5 protein-coding genes are annotated in these 25543 nt (G+C 69.9%); all 5 read left to right on the plus strand.

The features are described 5' to 3' along the window. Positions 1-95 precede the first annotated feature (95 nt). The 5 genes from D456_RS0122590 to D456_RS0122610 are packed head-to-tail and all read left to right on the plus strand — an operon-like array spanning position 96 to position 25519. Positions 96-6497: a non-ribosomal peptide synthetase gene (locus tag D456_RS0122590; RefSeq protein ID WP_152442656.1), complete on the plus strand. Its 6402-nt coding sequence runs from the start codon at positions 96-98 to the stop codon at positions 6495-6497. Beyond that, a complete protein-coding gene (locus D456_RS0122595; protein ID WP_020480256.1) occupies positions 6497-22558 on the plus strand; it encodes a hybrid non-ribosomal peptide synthetase/type I polyketide synthase in 16062 nt (5353 codons plus the stop codon). The genes D456_RS0122590 and D456_RS0122595 overlap by 1 nt, the downstream gene beginning before the upstream one ends. Continuing rightward, a complete protein-coding gene (locus D456_RS24810; RefSeq protein WP_017578454.1) occupies positions 22555-23445 on the plus strand; it encodes a proline iminopeptidase-family hydrolase in 891 nt (296 codons plus the stop codon). The genes D456_RS0122595 and D456_RS24810 overlap by 4 nt, the downstream gene beginning before the upstream one ends. An 11-nt stretch (positions 23446-23456) precedes the next feature. Beyond that, positions 23457-24707 (plus strand): MFS transporter, encoded by a 1251-nt coding sequence (locus D456_RS0122605; RefSeq protein WP_017578455.1) that lies wholly within the window; start codon positions 23457-23459, stop codon positions 24705-24707. Beyond that, positions 24707-25519 carry a diiron oxygenase gene (locus D456_RS0122610; RefSeq protein WP_017578456.1) on the plus strand — a complete coding sequence of 271 codons (813 nt, stop codon included), beginning with the start codon at positions 24707-24709 and terminating at the stop codon, positions 25517-25519. The genes D456_RS0122605 and D456_RS0122610 overlap by 1 nt, the downstream gene beginning before the upstream one ends. The last annotated feature ends 24 nt before the right edge of the window (positions 25520-25543 follow it).

Here is a 25543-nt window from a genome sequence, read left to right on the forward strand (position 1 = left end):
TCTCTCTCCACCCATGTTGTAACCGTGCGTGAGCAACGCTTACCCGGAAAGGCTCACTGACGACGCCGTCCGGAACGACGGCACGGTACTTGGACGTGGGTGGGAACTCGTCGGTCCAGGACGTGGAGGCCGCTCTGGAGAAATTCCCCGGTAACATCGTCGACAATCGTTTCTACCGGTATTCGGAGACGTTCGAAGGCGCTCCTCCACCTGGTGTCGAAGTGATGTGGGGAGAGCCCGCAGAATCCGCCGAGTGGACGCCAATCACACTCCGATACCGGGAGTCGTCCGGGGTTCTGGAGATATCATATCCGTCGGATTCCCCCTTCTTCGCGCACATCACCGAGCACATCGACGCTTTCCTCGGGGCACTGGGCCGGGCCGAAGCGCACACGCCTTTCTCCGAGTTCACCGAACTCTCTCCCCGTATGCTGCACCGTGTCTCGGAGTTCAACGACACAGCCCGCCCCTTCGACCAGAACCGCCCGATCCACCGCGTGATCGAGGAGCGGGCAAGACGTTCCCCCGACGCCCCGGCGCTCGTGTACGAGACGGCCACCTGGTCCTACCGGAGACTCAACGAGGCCGCCAACCAGCTGGCACGGCACATCCGGGAACGGTACGCGCCGGCGCCCGGGGCGCCCGTCGCGCTGTACCTCGACCGCGACGAGTACCTTCTCATCTCCGCGCTGGCCGTGCTGAAGCTCGGCTGCCCCTACGTGCCGTTGGACCTGGAAACACCGGCCGCCCGGATGTCCCTCATCCTCACCAGCAGCCGGCCCGTCCTCCTGCTCACCAATGCCCGACACAGCGAACGCCTTGAGGAGTCGGGCACCGACTTCCCGATCGTGGCGGTTGACTCACACAGCACCCGTATCGCTACGCGGACCCGTGAGGGCGGCGATCTCGACATCGACGTCGGCGGCGGCGACCTGGCCTACGTCATCCACACCTCCGGCACCACGGGCAAGCCAAAGGGCGTCGCCGTCGAACACCGGAACTTCGCCAACATCGCCGCCGACATCGGCGACTGCCTCGGCATCGGGCCGAAGGACCGGATGCTCGCGGTGACGACAATCGCGTTCGACATCTCGACTCTCGAAGTGTTCCTTCCGCTCATGCGCGGCGCCTGCGTGGTGCTCGCGGCCCAGGGCGATCTGCTGGACCCGGGAAGGCTGATCTCGCTCGTCGACGAGGTGGGCGTGACCGTCATGCAGGCCACCCCGTCGCTGTGGCAGCTGGTGGCCCAGCGGCTGGAGGGGCGCACTCTGGCGGTTCGGGCGCTGTGCGGCGGCGAGGCGCTCCCGCCACGACTGGCGTCGACCCTCGCGGAGAAGGTCGACGAGTGCTGGAACGTCTACGGACCGACCGAGACCACGGTCTGGTCCACTCGGCACCGCGTCACCGGGCCCACCGCACGGGTACCGATCGGGCGCCCCGTGGCCAACACACGGTGCTGGATCCTCGACGAGCGGGGTCGGCCGCTGCCCCCGGGTGTGGTGGGCGAGCTGTACATCGGCGGCAGCGGTGTCGCGCGCGGCTACCTGCACGACGATGAGCTGACGGCGAGCAGGTTCGTACCCGATCCCCTGGCCCCCGGTGAGCGGATGTACCGCACGGGCGATCTGGCGTGGTTCGACGCCGACGGGGTACTGGGGTTCGTCGGCCGCAACGACTTCCAGGTGAAACTGCGCGGCCACCGCATCGAGCTCGGCGAGATCGAGAGCGTCCTCACCGGCCACCCCGCGGTGCGGCAGGCACTGGTCGTGCTCGCGGAGGGGCCGGAAGTTGGTTCGGGAGACGGCCGGTACCTCGCCGCCTACTACGTCCCCGACCACGCCGGCGGCGCCGAAACCGTGTCGAACGGTGAACTGCTCGGGCACCTGGCGGCATCCCTCCCGGACCACATGGTGCCCTCGGTGCTGGTCCCACTGCCGGAGATGCCGTTGAACGTCAACGGCAAGATCGACCGGAGCGCCCTGCCCGACCCCGAGAGCCATCGGGTCGTCGGACACGTCGCCCCCGAGACGGAGCTCGAGACACGGCTGTGCGACCTGTGGGCCGACGTACTCGGCCGCGGCGTCGGTGTCACCGACGACTTCTTCGAGTCCGGGGGCAACAGCATCCTGGGCATCCTGCTGGTCAACCGGATCAACAGCGAACTGGGCACCGATCTCAAGATCAGGGAGCTGTTCCGGAAGAAGTCGGTGCGCGGTCTGGCACCGCTCGTCCGCGCCGGTGCCGGTGCGTTCGCCTACCAGGACTTCGTGGTGGACGGGACCGACCGCGAGCGGCTGTGGGAACCGTTCCCACTGACCAATGTGCAGCAGACCTATTACCTTGGCCGGTTCAACAACTTCGAGCTCAGCAACCTCTCGACCCACGTCTACACCGAGTTCCGGTACTCGACGATGCACCACCAGCGCCTGGAGGACGCGTTCAACGTACTCCTGCGCCGACACCACGCGCTGCGGACCGTGTTCGTCGACGGCGAGCAGCGGTTCCTCCCCGAGGTACCGCGCTACCGGATCGAGTTCCACGACCTGCGCGACACCGACGAACTGGCCGAGCTGCGCGGTTTCTACTCGCACAAGGCCTACGAACCCGAGCGCTACCCGCTGTTCGACATCGTGCTGAGCAGGCTCGACGGCGTGTACCGACTGCACGTGAGCTTCGACGCGATCATCGTCGACATGACCAGCTTCGGAGTGCTGTTCGACGAGTGGGTACGCCACTACCGCGAACCCGGGCTCTCGCTCCCGGAGCCGGACGTCAGCTACCGGGACTACGTCCTCGCCTACGAGCGTGTGCGCGACAGCGAACTCCTGGACGAGGCCCAGGAGTACTGGAAGAACAAGGTCTCCGATTACCGCGTTGACCTGAACCTCCCCCTCCGGACCCGCCCCTCCGATGTGGTCAAACCGTTCTTCCGGCGCAAGTCGGCCACCATCGCCGCACCGGTCTGGCGGGAGCTGCTGGCGAAGTGCCGCCGGTTTGGGATCAGCCCGACCGCGCTTGTCCTGGAAGCCTACGGACAGGTCCTGGGGCGCTGGAGCGGTCAGGACCGGTTGTGCGTCAACCTCACGCTGTTCAACCGGTTGCCGCTGCACCCGGACGTCAACGCCCTCGTCGGCGACTTCACCGTCCTCGGCCTCTTCGACCACCGGACGCGACTCGACCTGAGCATCGCCGCGAAGCTGCGCCAGGTACACGACGAAGTCCTGCGCGACATCGACAACAACCTCTTCGACGGAGTGGACGTGCAACGCCTGCTCAAGACGGAGCGGGGGCTTCCGGTGAACCAGGTCGTCGCGCCGGCGGTGCTCACCAGCACGCTGGGTACAGGCGACTCCGCCCACCTCTTCGAACTCGCCCTGGATGACTCCTACGAGGGCGTCGACCACTCGATCTCGCAGACATCGCAGGTCTGGCTGGACAACAAGGCGTACGAGACCGCGGACGGGTTCGTCGCGGAGTGGGACTACGTCGACCAGCTCTTCGAAGCCGAAGTCGTCGACGCCATGCACGCGGCGTACTGCTGGACGTTGGAGCGATTGGCCGAGTTCGACTGGGAGGCCGACGGTTTCCCGGTGCCGGTGCTCCCCGCCTCGGATCTCGCACTGATCGAGGCCGCCAACGACCACCACCGCCCGCGCAGCGAGCACACCCTGGTCTCGCTGTACGAGTCCAGGTTGGACGAACCGGGGTTCGCGGAGCGCGTCGCCGTGATCGACTCCGAGCGCGGCGAACGCTTCAACTACGGCGAACTGCACCGAGACGCGGACCTGGTCACGGCCGCCCTCGCCGGAACCCCGCGCGGGGCGCCGGTCGGAGTCCTGGCGGAGAAGGGATACCTCCAAGCCGTGGCCACCCTCGGGACCATGGCCGCCGGGGCCGCCTACGTACCGATGAACGCGGAGTGGCCCGCCGGTCGCGTGGGCGAGATCCTCGCACAGGCCGGGGTGGGCACCCTGCTGCTGTCCCGAGCCCAGAGTGAGCGAGAGGACGTGCGCGAGCACCTGTCCCCGGGCCACCGGCTGCTCGTGCTCGAGGACCTGCTCACGGCCGAACCGGGCGAACGGGTGCGCCCACCCCGCGTTGGCCCGGACGACGTGGCCTACGTGATCTTCACATCCGGGTCGACCGGCACGCCGAAGGGCGTCACGATCAGCCACAGGGGAGCGGTGAACACCATCCTCGCCGTCAACGAGCGCTTCGGCGTCGGCTCCGATGACCGGGTCCTGGCGCTGTCGGAGTTGAGCTTCGACCTGTCGGTCTACGACCTATTCGGCCTCTTCGCCGCGGGCGGCACCGTGGTCTTCCCGGCCCAGGAGGACACGCGCGACCCCGCCACCTGGGCCGAACTCGTCGAGCGGCACGGGATCACGTTGTGGAACAGCGTCCCCCAGCTGGCCGAACTGCTCGCCGACGAGATCGGCACCGACGGAGAGCGGGCCGCCTCGCTGCGCACCTTCCTCCTCAGCGGTGACTGGACCCCCACCGGGCTGCCGGAGAAACTGCGCTGCCTCGCACCGGACGCGGAGGTGATGAGCCTCGGCGGCGCCACGGAGGGCAGTATCTGGTCGATCTGGTACCGGATCGGTGCGGTCGCCCCGGAGTGGGCGAGCATCCCGTACGGCGTGGCCATGCCCAACCAGAGGATGTACGTCCTGGACGCCTCAGGAGCGCACTGCCCGGTGGGTGTGATCGGCGAGATCCACATCGGCGGTGACGGCGTGGCACTGAACTACTGGGGCGCCCCCGAGCTGACCTCCGAGCGCTACGTCGAGCACCCCGAGCTGGGCAGGCTCTACCGGACCGGCGACCTGGGCCGCTGGTCCGGGGAAGGGCACATCGAGTTCCTGGGCCGCGACGACTTCCAGGTCAAGCTCAACGGCTACCGGGTCGAGTTGGAGGAGATCGGTTCGAAACTCGCACAGCTTCCGGGAGTGGGCCGTGCGATCGCCTCGGTCCAGTCCGACGACGGCCGCCGGGACCTGGTCGGGCACCTGGTCCCGAGCGCGCCACCGACGATCACCCACGGCGGTGGCCCGGCCTCCGACAAGGTTGACTTCCTGATGGGCGCGCGGGGCGTACTGGAGGAGGCCGAGCCGCGCCACCGTCTGGGTCCGGCCCCAACTCCCAGCGCCTACACCAAGGCCAAGTCCTACCGTCGCTTCCTCCCGGACGACGTGGACGTCGGCCTCGTCCGCAAGCGCTGCGCCGACGTGCTGGACGCGACGCCGACCGCCTGGGCGCACACGCGGCCCGGGCGGGAGGACTGGGCCGCGGTCCTCCGGCGTCTGACCGCCGTCACGCTTCCCGGCCGCGCGCTGCCAAAGTACCTGTACCCCTCGGCCGGGGGGACGTACTCGGTGCGCGTGTTCGCGGGCGTCGCCCCGGGCACGGGGGACCTCGGCGGACGGTACTACCACAATCCGCTGACCGGCGAGCTTTGCTCGCACGAGCTGGGCCGGCGCGCCGTCTCGGACACGAACGAAATCGCGCTGACGGCGCACTGGCCCGCCATCACCCCCGTCTACGGGGACCGGTCGCATGAGCTCGCGTCGATCGAGGCCGGGCACATGCTCGGCCTGATCGCCGAGGAGCTGGAGAGGCGCTCGATCCCCTTCGAGGCACGGTGCGGGGACGAGCGGATCGACGACGAGAACACCGTGCTGTGCCGGATCAGGCTCGGCGCGGGCGCCGGGGGTTTCTCCCCCGCCCCGCTCTCGGCCGTCTGCTTCACGCGTGACGCGGACGGCGTCTACACCGAGCTCGGCGGACCACGCCGGTTCGACCTGGGCCAGTTCTCTGTGTTCGACCGGACCACCGACGCCTACGCGGTGATGCGGGACAGCCGCTGCCTCCTGACCCTGGAGGGCTCGGGACGCGCCGACGAACCGGTGTCGGCGGGGTTCGTCTTCCAGCGGTTGCGGGACCCGCTCCACGAGGACGGTCTCGGGACGTGCGTGCTCGGCTTCAACCCGACCGAACAGGGCGTCTACACACTGGCCGCGGGCCGGGTCACGGCCGACGAGGTGGACGCCGCCCAGAGCGACGCAGACATTCGTGACCTCACCGAGGTCGTCAACTCCGAACTGGGCGGTGTCCTTCCCGGTTACATGCTGCCCGCCGCGTACTCAGTGCTCGACGAACTCCCGTTGAGCCCCAACGGCAAGATCGCGCTCGACCGGCTGCCCGCCCTGCGGTTCACCGGCCGCTACGTCGAGCCCGCGACGGAGACCGAACGGGAACTCGCGCGCGCCTGGGGGCGTGTCCTGCGGCAGCCTCCGGACAGGCTGAGCGCGGCAGAGAGCTTCTTCTCCCTCGGCGGCAACTCGCTGACGGCCATGCGGCTGGTTCGTGAGCTCCAGCGCGAACTCGGCTTCGACATCTCACTCCGCGAACTCTACGAACTCGACACCATCACCGCGCTGGCCGAGCGGTTCGGCACTGCCAACGCGGCCGCCGGACAGGAAGAAGGGGAACTGTAATGCGTGAGCTCGAGCTCCTGCACGAACTCCGCGCGGCGCGCGTACTGGTGTGGGCTAAGGACAACGGCCGCATCGGGTTCTCCCACGACAAGGAGAGCGGGTTCCCCGAGGAGTTGCGGCAGCGGGTCGGCGAATCCAAGGAGGCGCTGCTGGAGCTCCTGCGGATCAACGGAGTCGACTCCCGGGAACGCGCCCGTGCGACCACGGTGTACAAGGTCCCCACCGACCGGTCCGCACGGCGGCCGCTGTTCTCCATCCAGCGCGGCATGTACCTGCAGGGCAGGATCGACGAACTCGGTTACACGTACACGATTCCGCTGGCGGTCGAATTGCCCAACGCCGAGCCGGACCTCGCCGAGCGCGCTGTGCGCGCGTTGCTCGACGTGGAGCCGATCCTGCGCACGCGGGTGTACGACGACCTCACCCAGGACACGCGGCCGACCAACGAGTGTGCCGTCGCGCGACGGACAGTCGGGGCAGGGGAGCTGGACGCGTGGCACGAAGACCGCGCGCGCCGCGCGTTCCCGCTCGCGGACGGCGGCCTGGTGCTGCCGGAGGTCGTGACCGCGGCGGACCGTCCCGGCGTGGTCGTCGGGCTCACGCACCACCACATGCTCTCTGACGCCTACTCCGTCGACGTGCTCGCCGACCGCCTCGCCGAACTCTACGACCTCGTCTCGCGCGGGGAAACCCCGGGGACGAGCACGGACCACGAGCGCCCGCTGGACTACTTCGACCACACCGTGCACCAGCGGATCGAGTTGCGGGCCCCCCAGCACGTCCGTGCGCGGTCCGAACTGGAGGAGCGGCTCGCCCGAGCCGAGAAGTTGCAGCTGGGGCGGGCGCGAGGAGGAAACCGCGCTGAGACGACGACCCGGCGCCTCGGCAGGGGGCTGCGCCGGTCGCTGTCGGAGTTCGCCCGTGAGCACCGGATCAGCGAGTACTCGGTCCTGTTCACCGGCCTCCACCACGTACTGACGGAGTTCGCGGGAGGCCAGTCCGGCTTCGCCATCGCCACCACCGTGGGAAACCGCCCCGCCGCCTTCGAGTCGGCCGTCGGACCCTTCATCACCACGCTGCCCGTTGTCCCGGAGCACCGTCCCGACGCCTCCTTCGCGGACAACGCCCGAGATGTGCACGAGGCCGTGGTCCACCTCAACGAGCACCACCAGCTCAACCTCGACATGCTGGCCAGTGCGCTGCCCGGTGGCGCCGCCGACCTGGCGGACGTGGTGCGGGTCCTGTTCACCATGCACAACTTCGCGGCCGCACCGACCCGGGCACGGACCCGGTACAGCGTGCTGCCCTACCGGGACCAGGCGGAGAAGTTCGGCATCTCGGTCATCGCGAAGGACGAGGGAGAGGACGTCTCCTTCACCGTCACCTATGCGGCCGAGCGGTACGACGGCGAACTGGTGGAAGCGCTGCTCGACGCCTACCTGGTGCTCCTCCGCTCCCTGGTGTCCGCCCCGGCCGACCTCCCCATCGGGCAACTCGCCCTGGTGGATCCGCGGCTGCTGGGCGAGGTCGAGGCGAGCAACCGAACCGCCGTGGACCACGGCGCCGCCGAGTCCGCGGTCGCTCTCTTCGAGGAACAGGCCCGGCGTACTCCGGACGGGGTGGCGGTGGTGTACCGCGACACCCGGCTGAGCTACCGCGAGCTGGACGAGAGGGCGAACCGGCTGGCGCGGGTCCTGCTGGAGGAGCACGGGCTGGCGCGGCAGAGCCTGGTGTGCCTGGTGATGGACCGCAGCGAGCACCTGCTCGTCGCGATCCTCGCCGTGCTCAAAGCGGGGTGCGCCTACGTACCCGTCGACCCGGACCTCCCCGAGGAGCGGGTGCGGTTCATCCTCGGCGACACGGCCACACCGCTGGTGCTCACCGAGGGTTCGCGCGCCGACTCCCTGGCGGAGGGCGTCCCGGTGATCGCGGTGGACTCCCCCGGCCTCGGCGCGGACCGGTCGCCGTTGAGCCCGGGCGCGGAGGTGGGCGGCGATGACATCGCCTACGCTATCTACACCTCCGGTACCACTGGCAGGCCCAAGGGCGTGCTGTGCGAGCATCGCGGGCTGGTCAACCGGATCCTCTGGATGAACCGGCGCTTTCCCCTCGGTGAGTCCGACCGGGTGCTCCAGAAGACGCCGTACTCCTTCGACGTGTCGGTGTGGGAGCTTCTGTGGGCCAACTGGTTCGGTGCCGCGGTCGTGTTCGCCGAGCCCGGCGGGCACCGGGACCCGGAGTACCTGGCCGAGCTGGTCGAGCGGGAGCGGGTCACGGTGCTGCACTTCGTGCCGTCGATGCTGGCCGCCTTCACGGACGCGCTCCGCGCTCCGGGCGCTCCGCACCCCTCCTCACTGGACAGCCTGCGCTACCTGTTCTGCAGCGGCGAGGAACTGAGGACCGCGCAGGTTCGCGACGTTCACGAGCTGCTGCCCTGGGTCGAGCCGCACAACCTGTACGGCCCCACGGAAGCCTCCATCGACGTGACGCACTTCGACTGCACTGATCGCGGCATCGGCGAGGTGCGCCTCGGGCGGCCCATCGACAACATGCGCGTGCATGTGCTCAGCTCGTCGCGCAAGCCGCTGCCGCCGTACGCGATCGGCGAACTGTACCTCGGCGGGGTCGGCCTCGCCCGGGGCTATCTGGGCCTGCCGGAGCTGACCGAGGAACGGTTCGTCCCCGACCCCCTTATGCCGGGGGAACGCCTGTACCGCACGGGGGACCTCGGAACACGGTTGGGCGACGGTGACATCGTCTTCCTGGGGCGCAACGACTTCCAGGTCAAGGTGAACGGCTTCCGGGTCGAGCTCGGCGAGGTGGAGGCCGCCCTGGAGCGGCACCCGGAGGTCCGCCGCTCGGTCGTCGTCTTCCAGCGGGGCATGCTCGTCGGTTACTACGCGGCGGACCGCGTGCTGGAGGCCGAGTTGCACGACGCCCTGCGCGCTGCGCTGCCGGACCACGCCGTCCCCGCCGCCCTGGTCCGGCTCGACGAACTGCCTGTGACGGCGAACGGCAAACTCGACCGGGCCGCGCTGCCCGCGTCGGCCCCGGAGAGGGACGGGACGGTCACCGGGCCGAGCGACGAACGTGAAGCGGTGGTGCGCGATCTGTGCGCCGACATCCTCGGTGTCGAAGCGGAGAACCTGAGCGTCAGCGCCGACATGTCGCATCTCGGGATGGACAGCCTCGCCGCCATCCGGCTGACCGGATACCTGCGGCAGCGGCTCGGCCTGCCGGTGACGGTCCGCGACGTCTTCGCGCACCGCACCGTCGAGCGCCTCCACGCACACCTGCGCGACGTGGAGAGCGCGGCAGAGTCCGAGGTTCCGGTGCGCGCCGAACAGGGGCGCCTCGAGGGACCGGTCCGGACGTCGCCGATCCAGAACTGGTTCCTCAGCCTGCCGTTAACCGACCGGCGGCACTGGAACCAGGCGTTCCTGGTGCGTACACCGGAGCTGTCCCTGCCCCGACTGGCCGAGGCGCTCCAAGCGCTCGTCGAACACCACGACGCCTTCCGCCTCCGCTTCCCACCGGACGGACCGGCGCAGCACTACGACCCGGAGTTCGTGCACGCCGGACTGAACCTGCTCGACGTGCGCGGTCTGCCGGGGGAGGAGGGGAGCGCGGAGTTCTCGGAGGCGCTGGACCGGACCCTGACCGCGTGGCAGCGGGGCTTCGACCTCGTCCGCGGTCCGCTGCACGCCTTCGGCTACCTGCACGGTTTCAACGACGGTAGCGCCTGGGTGTTCCTCGCACTTCACCACCTGATCGTCGACGGGGTGAGTCAGCGGATCCTCACCGAGGACCTGCGAACCCTCTACGAGGGCGGGCAGCTGGGCGACAAGGGCACCAGCTACCGGCAGTGGACCGAGGCGCTGGCCGCGCACACCGCGGAGTTCGAGCTCGAGCGCCCCCACTGGGACGCCCTGGCCGAGGACGCCGAGCCGCAGGCCGCCCTGGTTCCCGAACCGGGCGAAGGGTGGCGGAGCACCGGTCTCTCCCTCGACGAGGAGCGGACCGCCCTGCTGCTGGGTGACTGCAACCGCGCCCACCGCACGACCACCGAGGATCTGCTGATGACCGCGCTCGGTCGTGCCCTGCGCGAGCTGACCGGCGACGACACGCACCACGTGCTGCGCGAGGGGCACGGTCGTGAGGACTTCGCCGCCGGCCTGGACGTGACCCGCACCGTGGGCTGGTTCACCAGCCTGTCCCCCTTCCGGCTGCGGGTGACCGACGACCTCGATGAGAGCCTGCGCACGGTCAAGGAGGACCTGCGGGGCGTACCTCGCAGGGGCCTGTCCTACGGGCCTCTGCTCGGGTACACCGACCGGCCGCTGCCGCCCGTGTGGTTCAACTACCTGGGACAGGCGGGGGGCGGCGCGGACGCGTGGGAGCCCGTCGCGGAGAGCGCCGGCGATCCCATGCCGGACGGGCCCGCGCCGGGGGCGGCGCTGGCCGTGCTCGTGAGTAACGAGAACGGTCGGCTGCGGCTTCGGCTGGACAGCAAGCTCGGCGCTACGCGGACCGAGGCACTGCGCGCCTCCCTCGAGCGCGCGCTCGCCGACATCGTCGACAGCTGCGGGGACCGCGGGTTCGTCCGCTACACACCGAGCGACTTCCGGGACGTACGGGGTGAGGATGATCTGCGCGACCTGCCCGCCGTGCCCGGTTCCGATCCCCACGGCTGGTTCCCGCTGACCGACCTCCAGCAGGCGTACCTCGTCGGGCGGTTCGGCGGCTACGAGATCGGCAACGTCGCCAACCACGTCTACACCGAGCACGTCTACCCGGACCTCGACATCGATCGTCTGGAGACAGCCGTCAACCGGCTCATCGCCGAATGCGACGTCCTGCGCACGGTGTTCTCCCTGGAACGGATGGGTCAGCGGGTCCTCGCACCGGACGAGGTTCCGCACTACTCGCTGCCCGTGCACCGGTTCACCGAACACGACGAGGATCTCCTCGACGACGTGCGGGAGCGCCTGTCGCACGAGGTGCACGACGCCGAGCGCTTCCCGCTGTTCGCTTTCGAGGTCAGCGTTCTCCCGGATCGCCGCGTGCTCCACACGAGCTTCGACCTGCTGCCCGTCGACGTGCACAGCAGGCTCGCACTGCTGAGACGGCTCAACGACCTCTACCGCGGCACGGATGAGCGCCGACCCCTGCCCGCGGCCACGTTCAAGGACTACCAGGACCACGTCGAACTGCTGCGGCACTCGCGGTGGTACGAACAGGACCGCGAGTACTGGAGCGGCAAGCTCGCCGACATGCCGCCGCGGTGCTCACTGCCGTTCCGCGTCCCACCGGACGCCGTCGTCCACCCGCGGTTCGCCGAGCACACCGAACACGTCGACGCTGGGGTGTGGAAGAGGTTCAAGGACCAGGCCACCCAGCGCGGGCTGTCGCCCTCGGCGGTGCTACTGAGCCTGTTCGGCAGCGTTCTCGCCTATTTCTCGGGCAGTACTGAGTTCCCGATCACGGTCACCGTTGCCCGCCGCCTGCCCGTGCTACCCGACGTGAAGGACATCCCGGGCAACTTCACCTCGACCGTGCTGCACCACTTCGTCGACGACCCGCGGGACGCCGAACGGCTCGCCCGCCGCACCCACGACGTGCTGTGGGAGGACGTGACGCACAGCCTGTACTCGGGTGTGGCCGTACAGCGCGACCTCGCGCGGACGCAAGGGCTGGAGACCGCGAAGGCGGTCTCGCCGATCGTTTTCACCGGCGCCGTCGGCAGCGACACCCGCGACTTCGAGGGCGCGTCCCACCTGCGGGACGACGAGGTCGTCCCGGAACGGTACTGGGAGGCGCAGACGTCCCAGGCGTGGATCGACCTCCAGGTGGTGGAGACGGCCGACGGCTTCTCCGCCAAGTGGCTCTATGTCGAACAGCTCTTCCACCGCAAGGACATAGCGCACTTCAACCGCCTGTTCCTGGCGTGCGTCGAACGGCTGGCCGAGGGTGGTTGGGAGCGCGGCCTGCCCCGACACCTGTATCTGCCCGACGAGGACAGGGCACTGATCGCCGGGGCCAACAGCGCCGAGGCCGTGGCGGAGGTCGGCACCTCCGCTCCCGGCACCCTGTTCGGCGCGCACGAGGAGTGGTGCCGCTCGGCCGGCGCCCGGGAGCGGACCGCGGTCGTCGACGCCGAGACCGGCGAGCACACGCACGGCGAACTGGTCGAGCGGAGCGGCCTCCTCGCCCGGTCACTGCCGGGCCGCGAGGAGGAGCTGGTCGCCGTACTCGCGCAGAAGGGCTACCTCCAGGTCCTCGCCACCACGGCGGTCATGAGGTCCGGGTCCGGTTACCTGCCGCTCCACGTCGACTGGCCTGTGGCACGCATGTCCGACATCCTGCGGCAGGCGGGGGTCCGAACCGTACTGCTGTCACGGGACCAGTACGAGCGGAGCGAGGTTCGCGAGGGCCTGGAGGAGTTCTCCCTCCTCGTTTTGGAGGAGCTCGCGGAGCGAGCACCCGGCGCGCGGACACCGGCCGACACCCCGCTTCCGGAAGTGGGCCCCGACGACATCGCCTACGTGATCTTCACGTCGGGCTCCACCGGGCGGCCCAAGGGTGTCACCATCTCCCACCGTGGCGCGCTGAACACGATCCTGGCCGTCAACGAGCGCCTGGACGTCGGCCCCGACGACCGGGTCCTGGCGCTGTCGGAGCTGAGCTTCGACCTGTCGGTCTACGACCTGTTCGGCGTGCTGGCCGCCGGCGGCACCGTGGTTTTCCCCGACCAGGAGCGGGTGAAGGACCCCGCGCACTGGGTCGAACTGGTGCAGCGGCACCGGATCACCCTCTGGAACAGCGTCCCCCAGCTGGCGGGCCTGCTGGTGGAGGAGGCCGAGGTCGGCCCAGCGCGGATCGACTCGCTGCGCGCCGTGCTGATGAGCGGTGACTGGATCCCCACCACACTTCCCGACCGCATCCGGAACCTGTGCCGTGACGCCGTCGTACTGAGCCTGGGCGGGGCGACCGAGGGCAGCATCTGGTCGGTCTGGTACGAGATCGGCCGGGTCGATCCGGCCTGGCCCAGCATCCCCTACGGGGTGGCCATGCCCGGTCAGCGGATGTACGTGCTCACCGCGGCCGGTGAGCACGCCCCGGTCGGTGTGCCGGGCGAGATCCACATCGGCGGCGCGGGCGTGGCGCTGAACTACTGGCGCGCCCCCGAAATAACCGCCGAGCGCTACGTCGACCACCCCGAACTGGGACGCCTGTACCGCACCGGGGACCTGGGGTGCTGGCGCCGCGAAGGGTACATCGAGTTTCTGGGACGCGTGGACTTCCAGGTCAAGCTGAACGGCTACCGCGTGGAGCTCGGCGAGATCGAGAGCGCCCTCGTCCGGCACCCGAGGATCTCCCAGGCGGTGGCGGTGGTCCACGACACGGAGAGCGCGCAGTCCCTGGTCGGCTACTACGTGGCGGACACGGCCTTGGACTCCGGTGAGCTGCGGGCACTCCTGGCCGAGCGCCTGCCCGCCTACATGGTCCCGGAGCTGATGCTGCACCTCACCGAGCTCCCGTTGAGCCCCAACGGCAAACTCGACCGCTCGGCGCTACCGGAGCCGGGCGGAGCCGCCCGGCCCGCCCATGACGCCCCGTACACCCTGGAACAGGTCCGGATCCGCGATCTGTGGGCCGACGTCCTGGGTATACGGCGGGAACGCCTGGGTGTCCGCGACGACCTGCTGCGCGCCGGTGTCGACAGCATCGTCGCGATCCGGATGGCGAGCCGTCTGCGGAGGGAACTCGGGATCGCGGTGGGGGTGCGCGACGTCTTCACCCACCGCACGGTCGAGAGCTTCTGCGAGCGGGTCCTGCCCTCCGCCGCCTCGGAGGTCGCCGTCCGCGCCGAACAGGGCGTGCTGACAGGCGCCGTCCCCGCCCTGCCGATGCAGTCCTGGTTCGACGCGCAGTGCTTCCCCCGCCCCCACCACTGGAACCAGTCCTTCCTCATCAGCGTTCCGCGTCTGGACACGGACCGCCTCCGTGACGCGGTCGGCGCGCTCGTGGAGCGGCACGACGCCCTGCGCCTCCGGCGGGGGGAGGACGGGCTGTACTTCAGCGCGGACACGACGGCCCCGCCGCTCCGGCTACTCGACGTGGGCGGTCTCGGAGTCACCGAGGACGACCCCGGGTTCGCCACCGCCCTGGACGAGGTACTGACCGACTGGCAGGCCGGATTCGACCTGGCCAACGGGCCGCTGATGGCCATCGGCTACCTGCACGGGTTCCGCGACGGCGGGGCCCGGGTCTTCCTCGCCGTCCACCACCTCGCCGTCGACGGGGTGAGCTGGCGGATCCTCGTCGAGGACCTCCGTACCGCCTATGAGGGCGGCGACCCGGGCGCCAAGTCCACCAGCGTCCGGCAGTGGGCCGAGGCGCTGGCCGAGCGCGCCGCGCTGCGTGAGCACGAGCGGTCGTACTGGGAGGCGCTGGAAACCCCCGTCCCCGCAGTGCTCCGGCAGGACGAGGACCCGCGTGAGATCCGGATCGACGTCGACCCGGAGTTCACCCGGAAGGTGCTGCACGACTGCCCGCGTTTCCTGCGTACCGGTGTGCACGAGTTCCTGCTCACCGCGTTCGCCCGCGCCCTCGGCGAGCTGACGGGCGTGTCCGAGCACGGTGTCGTGCTCGAGGGGCACGGGCGCGAGGACATCGCCAGCGACCTCGACGTCACCCGCACCGTCGGGTGGTTCGCCTCGCTCCATCCCTGCCGCGTGCGCACGTTCGAATCGGTCGTCGACAGCCTGGTCTCGGTGAAGGAGGCGCTGCGGTCGGTGCCGGGCAACGGGATCGACTACGGATCCCTGGTCGGTTACGGTCGGCCCCTGCCCGCGGTCTGCTTCAATTACCTCGGCCAGGTCGACGACGGCGCGGAGGACGCCTGGCGCATCACCGACGAACCCGCTGGAACGGCACTACACCCGGACAACGTGCTGCCTTACGCCGTGAACCTGGCCGGCATGGTGGTCGGGGGACGGCTGCGGTTCCGTATGACCACACGACTGTCCGAGACGGACACCGCACGGCTCACGCGGGCCTTCGAGAGCGCCCTCGCCGACCTCGTCACCGCCACCGCGGACCAGCCGCGCACCTATCTCACCAGCAGCGACGTCGAGGGCGTCCTGCCGCAGCGGCACCTCGACCGGCTCCAGGCCGACGGGGAACTCGACGACGTCCTGCTCGCCACCGGGCTCCAGCAGGGGCTGGTGGCCCATGCGGTGCGGCAGGGGGGCGTCGACGACGCGTACCGGGTCCAGGCGGTCTGGGACTACCACTCGGAGCTCGACCCCGACCTGCTGCGCGGTGCGTGGGAGCACGCCCAGAGGACGTTCGGATGCCTGCGGACACGTTTCGACTGGCGGCACGAACTAGTCCAGGTGGTGTCGCACGATGCCGAACTGGACTGGGAGTACACGGACCTGACTGGGCACGACGACCCGGAATCCGCCTTCGACGCGATGATCGCCGCCGATCGGGCCACACCCTACGACCTCGAAGGCGGTGCCCTCTTCCGGGTGCGGCTGGCCAGGTTCGGTGAGTGCCGCTTCGCCTGCCTGCTCAACACCCACCACGCGGTCCTCGACGGGTGGAGCAGCCCCCTGCTACTCGACGCCGTCCATTCGACCTACCGCGCGCTGCGGGACGGGCACCCGCTCCCGGAGCCGGTCGACCACGCCCCCGACGCCTACCTATACCTGCAACGGCACCCCGGGGCACATGACGAGTACTGGCGGCGGTACGTGAGCGACGCCGAGGAGCAGTGCGACCTGAACGGACTGCTGCGGCCCGAGCGGCGTCCCTTCGACCTCGGCGGTCACACGCGGGTGGAGGAGCAGCGCCGGGAGACCCTCGCCATCGACGCCGACCGGCTGGAGAGGATCCGCGGTACCGCGAGCCAGGGCGGTGTGACCCTCAACGCGGTCATCCAGTACGCCTGGCACCGCGTGCTGGCCACGTACGGCAACTGCGCGACCACCGTCGTCGGCACGGTGCTGGCCGGACGCGACCTACCCGTGGAGGGCATCGATCGGGCTGTCGGCCTGTTCCTGAGCACGGTGCCGCTGATCGTCCGGCACGGCGAGGGGGACCGGAGCCTCCTGGAGGCCGTCCGGGCCCTCCAACACGACATCCAGGAGGCCAACACGCACAGCACGGTCGATCTGGCGACACTCCAACCCTCAGTTCGGCGGCTGTTCGACACGCTGTTCATCTACGAGAACTATCCGGGTGCGGACGGCCCCGGCACCGAGGAACCGCGCCCGATCTTCCGGTTCCGCCACCAGAAAAGGGACTACCCGCTCGTGGTGTCGGTGATCGAGGACGGCGGGGGGATCGGACTCGCCCTGGACTACGCCGGTGAGCTCGTCTCCTCCGCGACCGCGCGGCGCCTGCTCACGGCCCTCGAGTCGATCCTCGTGCGGTTCGGCGAGGAACCCGGCCTGCCCGCCGGCCAGCTGGGACTCGCCGACCGCTCGGACATCGAGCACCAGCGTGCCTGGAACGAAACCGGCACCGCCGAACCGACGGAGCCGCTGATCCACCGCGCCTTCGAGGAGCACGCCGCACGCACCCCCGAGGCCCCCGCCGTCGAGTGGGACGGCGGAGCGCTGAGCTATGAACGCCTCAACACGGCGGCCAACCGGCTGGCCCACCGCCTGCTGCGCGCCACCGGTGGCGGCGCGCCGGTGCTCCTGCTGCTCGACCGCGGCCCGGACCTGATGGTGGGCCTGCTCGCGGTCCTCAAGTCGGGGGGCGCCTACATCCCCATCGATCCGAACTACCCGGACGAACGAGTCTCCCGCGTGGTCTCCGGCAGCGGCGCGCACTGCGTGGTGACGCAGGGCCGACACGAGGACCGGCTCGCGAACCGGTTCCCCGGACTGGAACGCGTCCGCGTCGACGACCCGGACCACGTCCCCGAGGCCGGGGACGACGAGAATCCGCGGCCGGACATGACCGGTGACGAGCCCGCCTACATCATCTACACATCCGGTAGCACGGGGCAGCCCAAGGGCGTGGTCGTCGAGCACCGCAGCGTGACGGCCACGGTGCGGGCCGTGCGGGAACGGCACTTCCCGGGGATGGGGCCGCTGCGCACCGTCAGCATGACCAATTACGTTTTCGACATCTTCGGACTCGAATACGGGCTGACGCTACTGGGCGGCGGCAGCATGGTGCTGGGCGAGGCCATGGCCCCGGAACTGGACTGCGCGGGCCTGGACTTCGTGCAGATGACGCCCACCCTGTTGGAGATGAAGCGGGACGTCGTCCGCAACGGCGCGGCCACCCGGTTGCTCGTGGGAGGGGAGGCGCTGGACCGCCGTCTGCTCACCGCCGTGCTGCCGAAGTTCGCCGAGGTCGTCAACGTCTACGGGCCGACGGAGACGACGATCTGGTCGACGTCCGCGGCGTACCGGGCCGGAACCGACGACCACCGGCCGGTCACTATCGGCCGTGCCCTGCCCGGTGAGGGCGCGCACGTGCTCGGACGCGGGATGCTGCCGCTACCGGTGGGCGCCGTCGGCGAGCTCCACCTCAGCGGGTGCGGGCTCGCGCGCGGTTACGCCGGGGACCCGGAGCTGACGGAGGCGCGGTTCGTCCGGGGGCCGGACGGGCGGCGGCTCTACCGCACCGGCGACCTGGTGCGCTGGCTCGCCAGTGGTGAGATCGAGTACCTGGGGCGCGTCGACAACCAGGTCAAGCTGCGCGGCCACCGGCTCGACCTCGGTGAGGTCGAATCCGCGATGACGGACTTTCCCGGGGTGCGGAGCGGGGTGGCGCGCGTGATCGCCCCCGCAGGCGCGGACCGCGCCGCGGCGAGGCTCGTGGGGTACTACGTGCCCGAACCCGGCGCGGAGGTGGACGAGGCGGCCCTGGCCGGACACCTGTCCACGGTGCTGCCCGAGCACGCCCGGCCCGCGGCGCTCGTCCGGCTCGCTGAGCTCCCGCTGAACCACAGCGGCAAGCTCGACGTCCGGGCGCTGCCCGTACCCGCCTCGGAGTCGGCGCCCGCCCGGTCCGGGGAGCCGCCCCGCGGGGGATTGGCGGCCGAGCTGGCCCGGGTCTGGTGCGACGTGCTGGGCCGGGACCGGGTCGACGTCCACGACCGCTTCTTCGAGCTGGGCGGCAACTCGGTGCTGCTGACCAAGCTGCACGGCCGACTGCCCGAGACGATCCGCGACCGCATCAGAATCAACGACCTGTTCACCTACCCGACGATCGCGTCGCTCACCCGGTACCTGGAGGGAACACCCGAAAGCGTGGAGTCCCCGGACGTCTCCGCGCCTGGAACCGTCGACGAGGAGGCCATCGCCGTCATCGGTATGGCCTGCCGCCTCCCCGACGCGGACGACGTGGCCGAGTACTGGCGCAACCTCCGCGCGGGGCACTGCTCCATCGTCCACCACAGCCGCGACGAGCTCCTCGACGCCGGGGTGCCCGAGGAGCTGCTGGACCATCCGGGGTATGTGCGGGCGCAGAGTGCTCTGCGCGATATCAGGGGGTTCGACGCGGAGTTCTTCGGCTACTCGCGGCGCGAGGCCAACACCCTGGACCCACAGCACCGGGTCTTCCTTGAGTGCGCCTGGCACGCGCTCGAGGACGCCTTCTGCGACCCCCGCCGGTACCAGGGGGCGATCGGGCTGTTCGCGGGGGCGGGACACAACGCCTACCTCGACGAACACGTGCGGCCCGTGTACGGCCCGCTGGACCCCTCGGCCGAGTACCAGGCGATGATCAACAACCGCCCGGACTTCCTCGCCACGAAGGTGGCCTACCGGCTGAACCTGAGCGGACCGGCCATGACCGTGCAGACGGCGTGCTCGTCCTCACTGGTCGCCGTGCACCAGGCGGTCACCGCTCTGCTGGCCGGCGACTGCGACGTGGCGCTCGCTGGCGGAGTGTCGATCGGCCAGCTCGGTCGACAGGGGTACCTGCATCAGGACGGTATGGTGTTCTCCGCCGACGGCTTCTGCCGTCCCTTCGACGCCGACGCCCAGGGCACCGTCGAGGGCCAGGGGGCCGGTCTGGTCGTGCTCAAGCCGTTGGCCAGGGCGCTCGCGGACGGTGACTCCGTGCGAGCGGTGATCAAGGGCTCGGCGATCAACAACGACGGGCACGACAAGGTCGGGTACACGGCCCCGAGCACCCAGCGCCAGGCGGCCGTCATCCGCGCGGCGCACCGGCGCGCCGGCGTCGACCCGGCGACGATCGGCTACGTCGAGACGCACGGCACGGGTACCGCGCTCGGCGACCCGATCGAGTTCGCCGCCCTACGGGACGCCTTCGGCGCCTCGCCGGGGTCGCCCCGCGCGCTTGGCGCGGTCAAGGCCAACATCGGACACCTGGACGCGGCATCCGGCGTCGTCGGCCTCATCAAGGCGGTGCTGTGCCTGGAGAACCGGACGCTGGTACCCACCCCGCACCACCGCGTGCCGAACCCGGAGCTCGACATCGACGGCAGCGGGTTCTTCGTGAACACCGAGTGCCTCCCGTGGAAGGGGGACGTGCTGCGGGCGGGGGTCAGCTCCTTCGGTATCGGCGGAACCAACGCGCACCTCGTCCTGGAGTCCGCGCCGCCGATGGTCACGGACGAGCCGCACCGCCGGGACGAGCGCATGCTGGTCGTGTCCGGGCGGTCCGCGGAGGCGGTGCGTGACCAGGCACGCGCTCTCTCCCGCCACCTGGCCGAGAACCCCGAGGCGGACCTGGACCAGGTGGGCTACACGCTGCTGACCGCACGGGCCCGGTTCAGCCACAGCCGGGTGGTCGTCGGAGCGGACCGGCGCGAGCTGATCGACGGATTGGACGTGGGGGAGATGCGCACCGTTCCCCACCGCGACGGTCGGCCCGTGGCGTTCCTGTTCCCCGGCCAGGGCGCGCAGTACCGGGACATGGGCTCCCAGCTGTACCAATCCGAAGCGGCCTACCGCTTCGCGGTGGACGAGTGCGCGGCCGTGCTCAGCCAGCAGCTGCCCGGGGTGTCGGTGGACGACTTGCTCGGGCGCGGCGCGGCCGTACACGACCCGCGGTTCACCCAACCCGCGCTCTTCGTCACCGAGTACGCGCTGGCACGGTGGCTGACGTCCCTGGGGGTCCGCCCCGCCGCCATGATCGGGCACAGTCTCGGCGAGTACGTGGCGGCGTGCCTGGCCGGAGTGTTCTCCCCACAGGACGCGCTGCGGCTGGTGTGCGAGCGCGGTCGGATCGCGGCCGACAGCGCGCCCGGCGCGATGCTCGCTGTGCCGCTGCCGGCGGAGCGGGCGCTGTCGTACGGCTCGGACGTCGACCTGGCCGCCGTCAACGAGGCGGACAGCTGCGTGGTGGCGGGTGACCCGGAGGCGGTCGACCGGTTCGCCGCGGCCCTGGCCGCGGAGGGGATGTCCTGTAAGCGGCTGCCGGTGCGGAGGGCGTTCCACTCCCGCCTGCTGGAACCGGGGCTCGGGGAGTTCGAGAGAGCGGTCGAACGGATCGGGCCCAAACCCCCGACGGAACCGTTCATCTCGACCCTGACGGGGGACTGGGCTGACCCGGCCGACGTCACCCGACCGGCCTACTGGGTCCGGCACCTGCGCGAGCCCGTCGCGTTCGCCGCCGCACTGGACACGCTGCACGCGTCGGATCGCACCGCGGACGCGCTCCTGGTCGAGGTCGGGCCTGGCCGCACCCTCACCCGCCTGGCCCGCAAGCACCCCCGACGGGACGGCGGCCCCGTCGTCGCGACGCTGCCCGACAGGGAGCGCGAGCAGGCTGGCGTACTCGCCGCGCTGGGCACCGTGCACGCCGCGGGCGCGGACATCGACGCGTCGGCGCTCTACGGCCTCGGCCCCGCCGACCGGGTGCGGCTACCCGGCTACGCGTTCCAACGCGCCGAGCACTGGGCCGACCCGGCGGTCGGAGCGCGCGGGCCCGCCGTCGCGGAGGCCCCGCCGAACGCCGCGCGGGCGGGCGGGCTTCCCGGCGCGGTCGAGGAGGCGTGGCGGGCCGTCCTCGGGGTCGAGGAGGTCGGCCCGGAGGACGACTTCTTCGAGCAGGGCGGTGACTCGCTCGCTGCGGTCCAGCTGGTCTCACGGATCGAACGTGCCACGGGCGTCCGGGTGGAGCTCCTGGAACTGCCACGGCGCACACCGGCGGCGCTGCTGGAACACCTGCGGTCCGAGCGCACCCGGGCCGGCTCCCGGCTCAGCGCCCGGACGTCGTCGGTGGTCCGCGTCGCCCGGGGCGCACCGGAGGTGCCGCCCCTCGTCCTGGTCCACCCGGTGGGCGGAGACGTGTACTTCTACCGCGAGCTCGCCCAGCTCCTGCCCGAGCGGCAGCCGGTGTTCGCGATCCGCTCCCCGATGTTCGACGGCCTCACCGAGCTCGACACGGTCGAGCGCATGGCCGATCACTACCTGGACCTGTTGGACGACCTCGGCGTCGGGACGCCGTACCGGCTGGGCGGCGCCTCGTTCGGCGGCATCGTGGCGTACGAGATGGCCCAGCGGACGGCCGAGCAGACGTCGCACGCACCGGACCTGGTGCTCATCGACAGCCCCGCGCCGGGCCACCTGCCCGCCCCGATGTCCGACGCGGAGATCCTGCACTACCTGGTCCGCTACGGAATCCCCCCGTCGGTCTGCCGGGTCGGGGAGATCGAGGCACTCGACACCCTCGACGCCAAGATCGACCACCTGGCGGAGAGATCCCGGGGCACCGCGTTCGAGGAGATGCTCAGCGCCGACTTCCTGCCCCGGTACCTGCGCGTCTGGCAGCGGCACACCCAGGCGATGCACCGCTACGCCCCGAAGCCGTACCGCGGGGACGTTCGCTTCTATTCGCACACAGAGGTCATCCCCGACTTCCCCACCGGTCAGGACCGGCACTGGCGGCGCCTGGCCCTGGGCGGCTGGCGGCACACCCGGGTGCCCGGAAACCACCTCAGCATGAACGCGACGCCGCATGTCGCCCGCATCGCCGAGGACTTGGCCGACCTGGCCATCCCGGCCGGGCCGAGCGGTCCCCGAAAGACACAGGAACCGGCGGAGGAGACACGATGAGCACGAGTCCGACCAGCGGTCGGTACCACGAGGTTCCCGGGGGCCGGGTGTGGTGCGAGCTGCTCAACCCGGACGCTCCGGGGACACCGGTGGTGACCGTGCACGGCGGACCGGGAACACCGCACGACTACCTGCGCCCGGTGGCCGGCCTACTCCCCGGGCACCCGGTCCTGGTCTACGACCAGCTCGGGTGCGGGAGGTCGGACGCCCCGTCCGACGACGGGCTGTGGGAGCTGCCACGGTTCGTCGACGAACTGGAGGAGGTGACGCGCGCGCAGGGCCTCGACCGGTTCCACCTCCTCGCGCATTCGTTCGGCACGATGATCGCCTGCGACCTGGCCCTGCGCGGTTCCCTTCGGCTGGAATCGCTCGTTCTGCTCTCCCCCGTGCTCAGTGTCCGGCGCTACGAGCGCGATGTGCAGGAGCTGCTGATGGGGCTCCCCCCGAACGTCGCCGGAGCGATCACCGGAGCCCTGCGGGGCGGACCGGACGGGCCGGAGCGCGCGGAGGCCTTCCTGCACTTCGCGGAACGGCACATGTGCCGCCGGGAGCCGTGGCCCGACGAACTGGTCGAAGCATCCGCGAGAACCAGCGTGCGGGTTCGCGACACCATGTGGGGGCCAACGGAATTCCAGATTTCGGGCAATTTGCGCTCCTATCACCGTATCGAACAGCTGCGTGATATCGATACCCCGACTCTGTTAATGTGCGGCGAGTACGATTTCACCTCACCCAAGGTCTGCCGTGCGTATGCCCGTTCATTGGCGCACGGGCGCGTTGCGGTAATCCCAAATGCGTCACACAATGCGCATCTGGAAGAGCCGGAAGAATGCGCGGACCACCTGGGAGGGTTTCTCGACACCGTAACGGAATCCGTTCAAACATGAGAAACGGAAAGATGAACGCACAGAGCCGCCCCGCCCCGCCGAGGTACCTTCCCGCGCTTCTGGTCGTCGCACTGGTGGGCACCATCATCGAGATCGACATGTCCGTACCGAGTTTCCCGGACATCGGCCGCACCTTCGACGTGTCCGGAGCGGTCGTACAGCTCACCATCACGCTGAACTTCCTGGGATACTGCCTCGGAGCCCTGGTCTACGGCCCGATCTCGGACCGTTTCGGCAGGCGCAGGGTCATACTCGCGGGCAACACCATCATGCTGCTCGGCGCGCTCGGCTGCGCGGTCGCCCCGACGATCGACTTCCTCCTGGCCGCGCGCTTCCTGCAGGGAATCGGGGCCGCCGCCTCGGTGGTGCTGGTGTTCGTGATCATCAGCGACGTCTACCCCGAGGCACGGGCGATGGCGCTCTTCGGCGTCACCAACGCGGCGATGTCCATCATGATGACGGTCGCACCGCCCCTGGGCGGCTTCATCAACCTCACCATCGGCTGGCGCGGAAACTACGCGGTCGTCTTCGCCATCACCGCGCTGTCGTTGCTGCTGATGTTCCTGTTCCTACCCGAGAGCAAGCATGACACCGTCGGCCGGCTCGGTTTGCGCGACGTGCTCGGGGGCTACCGCAGGCTGCTCGGCAGCTGGCTCTTCGTGGTCACCTCGCTCGTCCCCAGTCTGCTGTTCGCCAGCTACATGGTGTTCATCGCCTCCAGCTCGTTCCTCTACACGTCGGCCTTCGGCCTGTCCACCCCGTGGTTTGCCGCCCATCTGCTGGTGATCGTCGCCTCGTTCGCGATCCCGAGCATGTTCGCCACGAAGCTGATCCCGGTTCTCGGCGGCCCCGAAACCACCATCCGCGTCAGCATCGGGTGCGCCCTCGGCGGCGTGGTCCTGTTCCTGCTGCTCGGCCACGGTCCCGTATCCACCACCGTGTCCATCGCGCTGTTCTGCGTCGGGTTCGCGGTGTGCTACCCGGTGGTCTTCGGCCGGTCGATGGAGGTGATCCCCGAGCTCGGCGGAGCCGCCTCATCTCTGACGATGAGCTCACGGGCACTGCTGGTGACCCTGCTGACGGGGATCTCGAGCGCTCTGTTCACCGGCTCCCCCGTCGTTCCCGCGAGCGTGATGCTCGGTGCCGTACTGATCGCGGCACCGCTGGCCCTGGCCGGCCGGAAGCTGCTCGACGCCCATCATGCCAACGTCCCGTCCTCGGAGGCCGACCTGGCCTCCGGGAACTCCGAGAAAGGGGAATGATGACCACCCTCCACGACACCGCTGCCCCGGCCGGGCTGCGCAGCCTGGGACCGGACTACGTGGCCCGATGGGAGTCGCGCGGATCGGTACGGACCAGGCCGCGCAAGACCATCGACTTCACGAATACCGGGTATTTCTTCCCCGCCGACCGCCAACCGCTGCTGTTGGACGAGCATGTGGCGGCCCTCGGTGAGCGGGCCAAGGAACACATCCTGATCCAGTCGTTCTTCAAATACCTCCACGACATCGTGAACCTGGAGATCAAGGAGATCGTCTCGGCCTGCACGAAGATCCTCTACGCGGACCTTCCCGTCGCGTTCGGGCCCGAGCTGAAGCTGAACACTTACTCGATCATCATCGACGAGTACTACCACGTCTACATCGCCCAGGACCTCATACTGCAACTGCGGGAGCACCATCCGGACCTGGGGAACTTCGAGTTCCCGACGTCCGACTCCCAGCGGGCGGTCGAGGAGATCAAGAACCGGCTCGAACCGCAGTACCACGACGTCTTCGAAATCCTGGCGAACTGTTGCTTCGAAACGACGCTGGTCCGCGAACTCATCGAGTTCTTCGACAGCGAGGACGTGCACCCGTCGATCCGGTACTACGTCAAGGACCACATGAACGACGAGTCGAGGCACTACGGGTTCTTCCTCGACCTGATGAAACACATGTGGGCGGAGATTCCCGAGGGCCACCGCGAGGCGATCGGCTCCCGTCTCGGGGAGTTCGTGAAGCTGTACCTGTCGCTGGAGTCCGAGAAGGAGTTCAACACCCAGTACTACAGTCGCGCTTCCGTTTTGTCATGAGATCAGCACCGCTTGTCTGCGGTA

Origin of the sequence: Nocardiopsis kunsanensis DSM 44524 (genome assembly GCF_000340965.1) — a bacterium.
GTDB lineage: Bacteria > Actinomycetota > Actinomycetes > Streptosporangiales > Streptosporangiaceae > Nocardiopsis > Nocardiopsis kunsanensis.

Coding starts and splice junctions, on each gene's coding strand:
- D456_RS0122595 (WP_020480256.1), top strand. CDS start 6,497: ATGCGTGAGCTCGAGCTCCTGCACGAACTCCGCGCGGCGCGCGTACTG.
- D456_RS24810 (WP_017578454.1), top strand. CDS start 22,555: ATGAGCACGAGTCCGACCAGCGGTCGGTACCACGAGGTTCCCGGGGGC.
- D456_RS0122605 (WP_017578455.1), top strand. CDS start 23,457: ATGAACGCACAGAGCCGCCCCGCCCCGCCGAGGTACCTTCCCGCGCTT.
- D456_RS0122610 (WP_017578456.1), top strand. CDS start 24,707: ATGACCACCCTCCACGACACCGCTGCCCCGGCCGGGCTGCGCAGCCTG.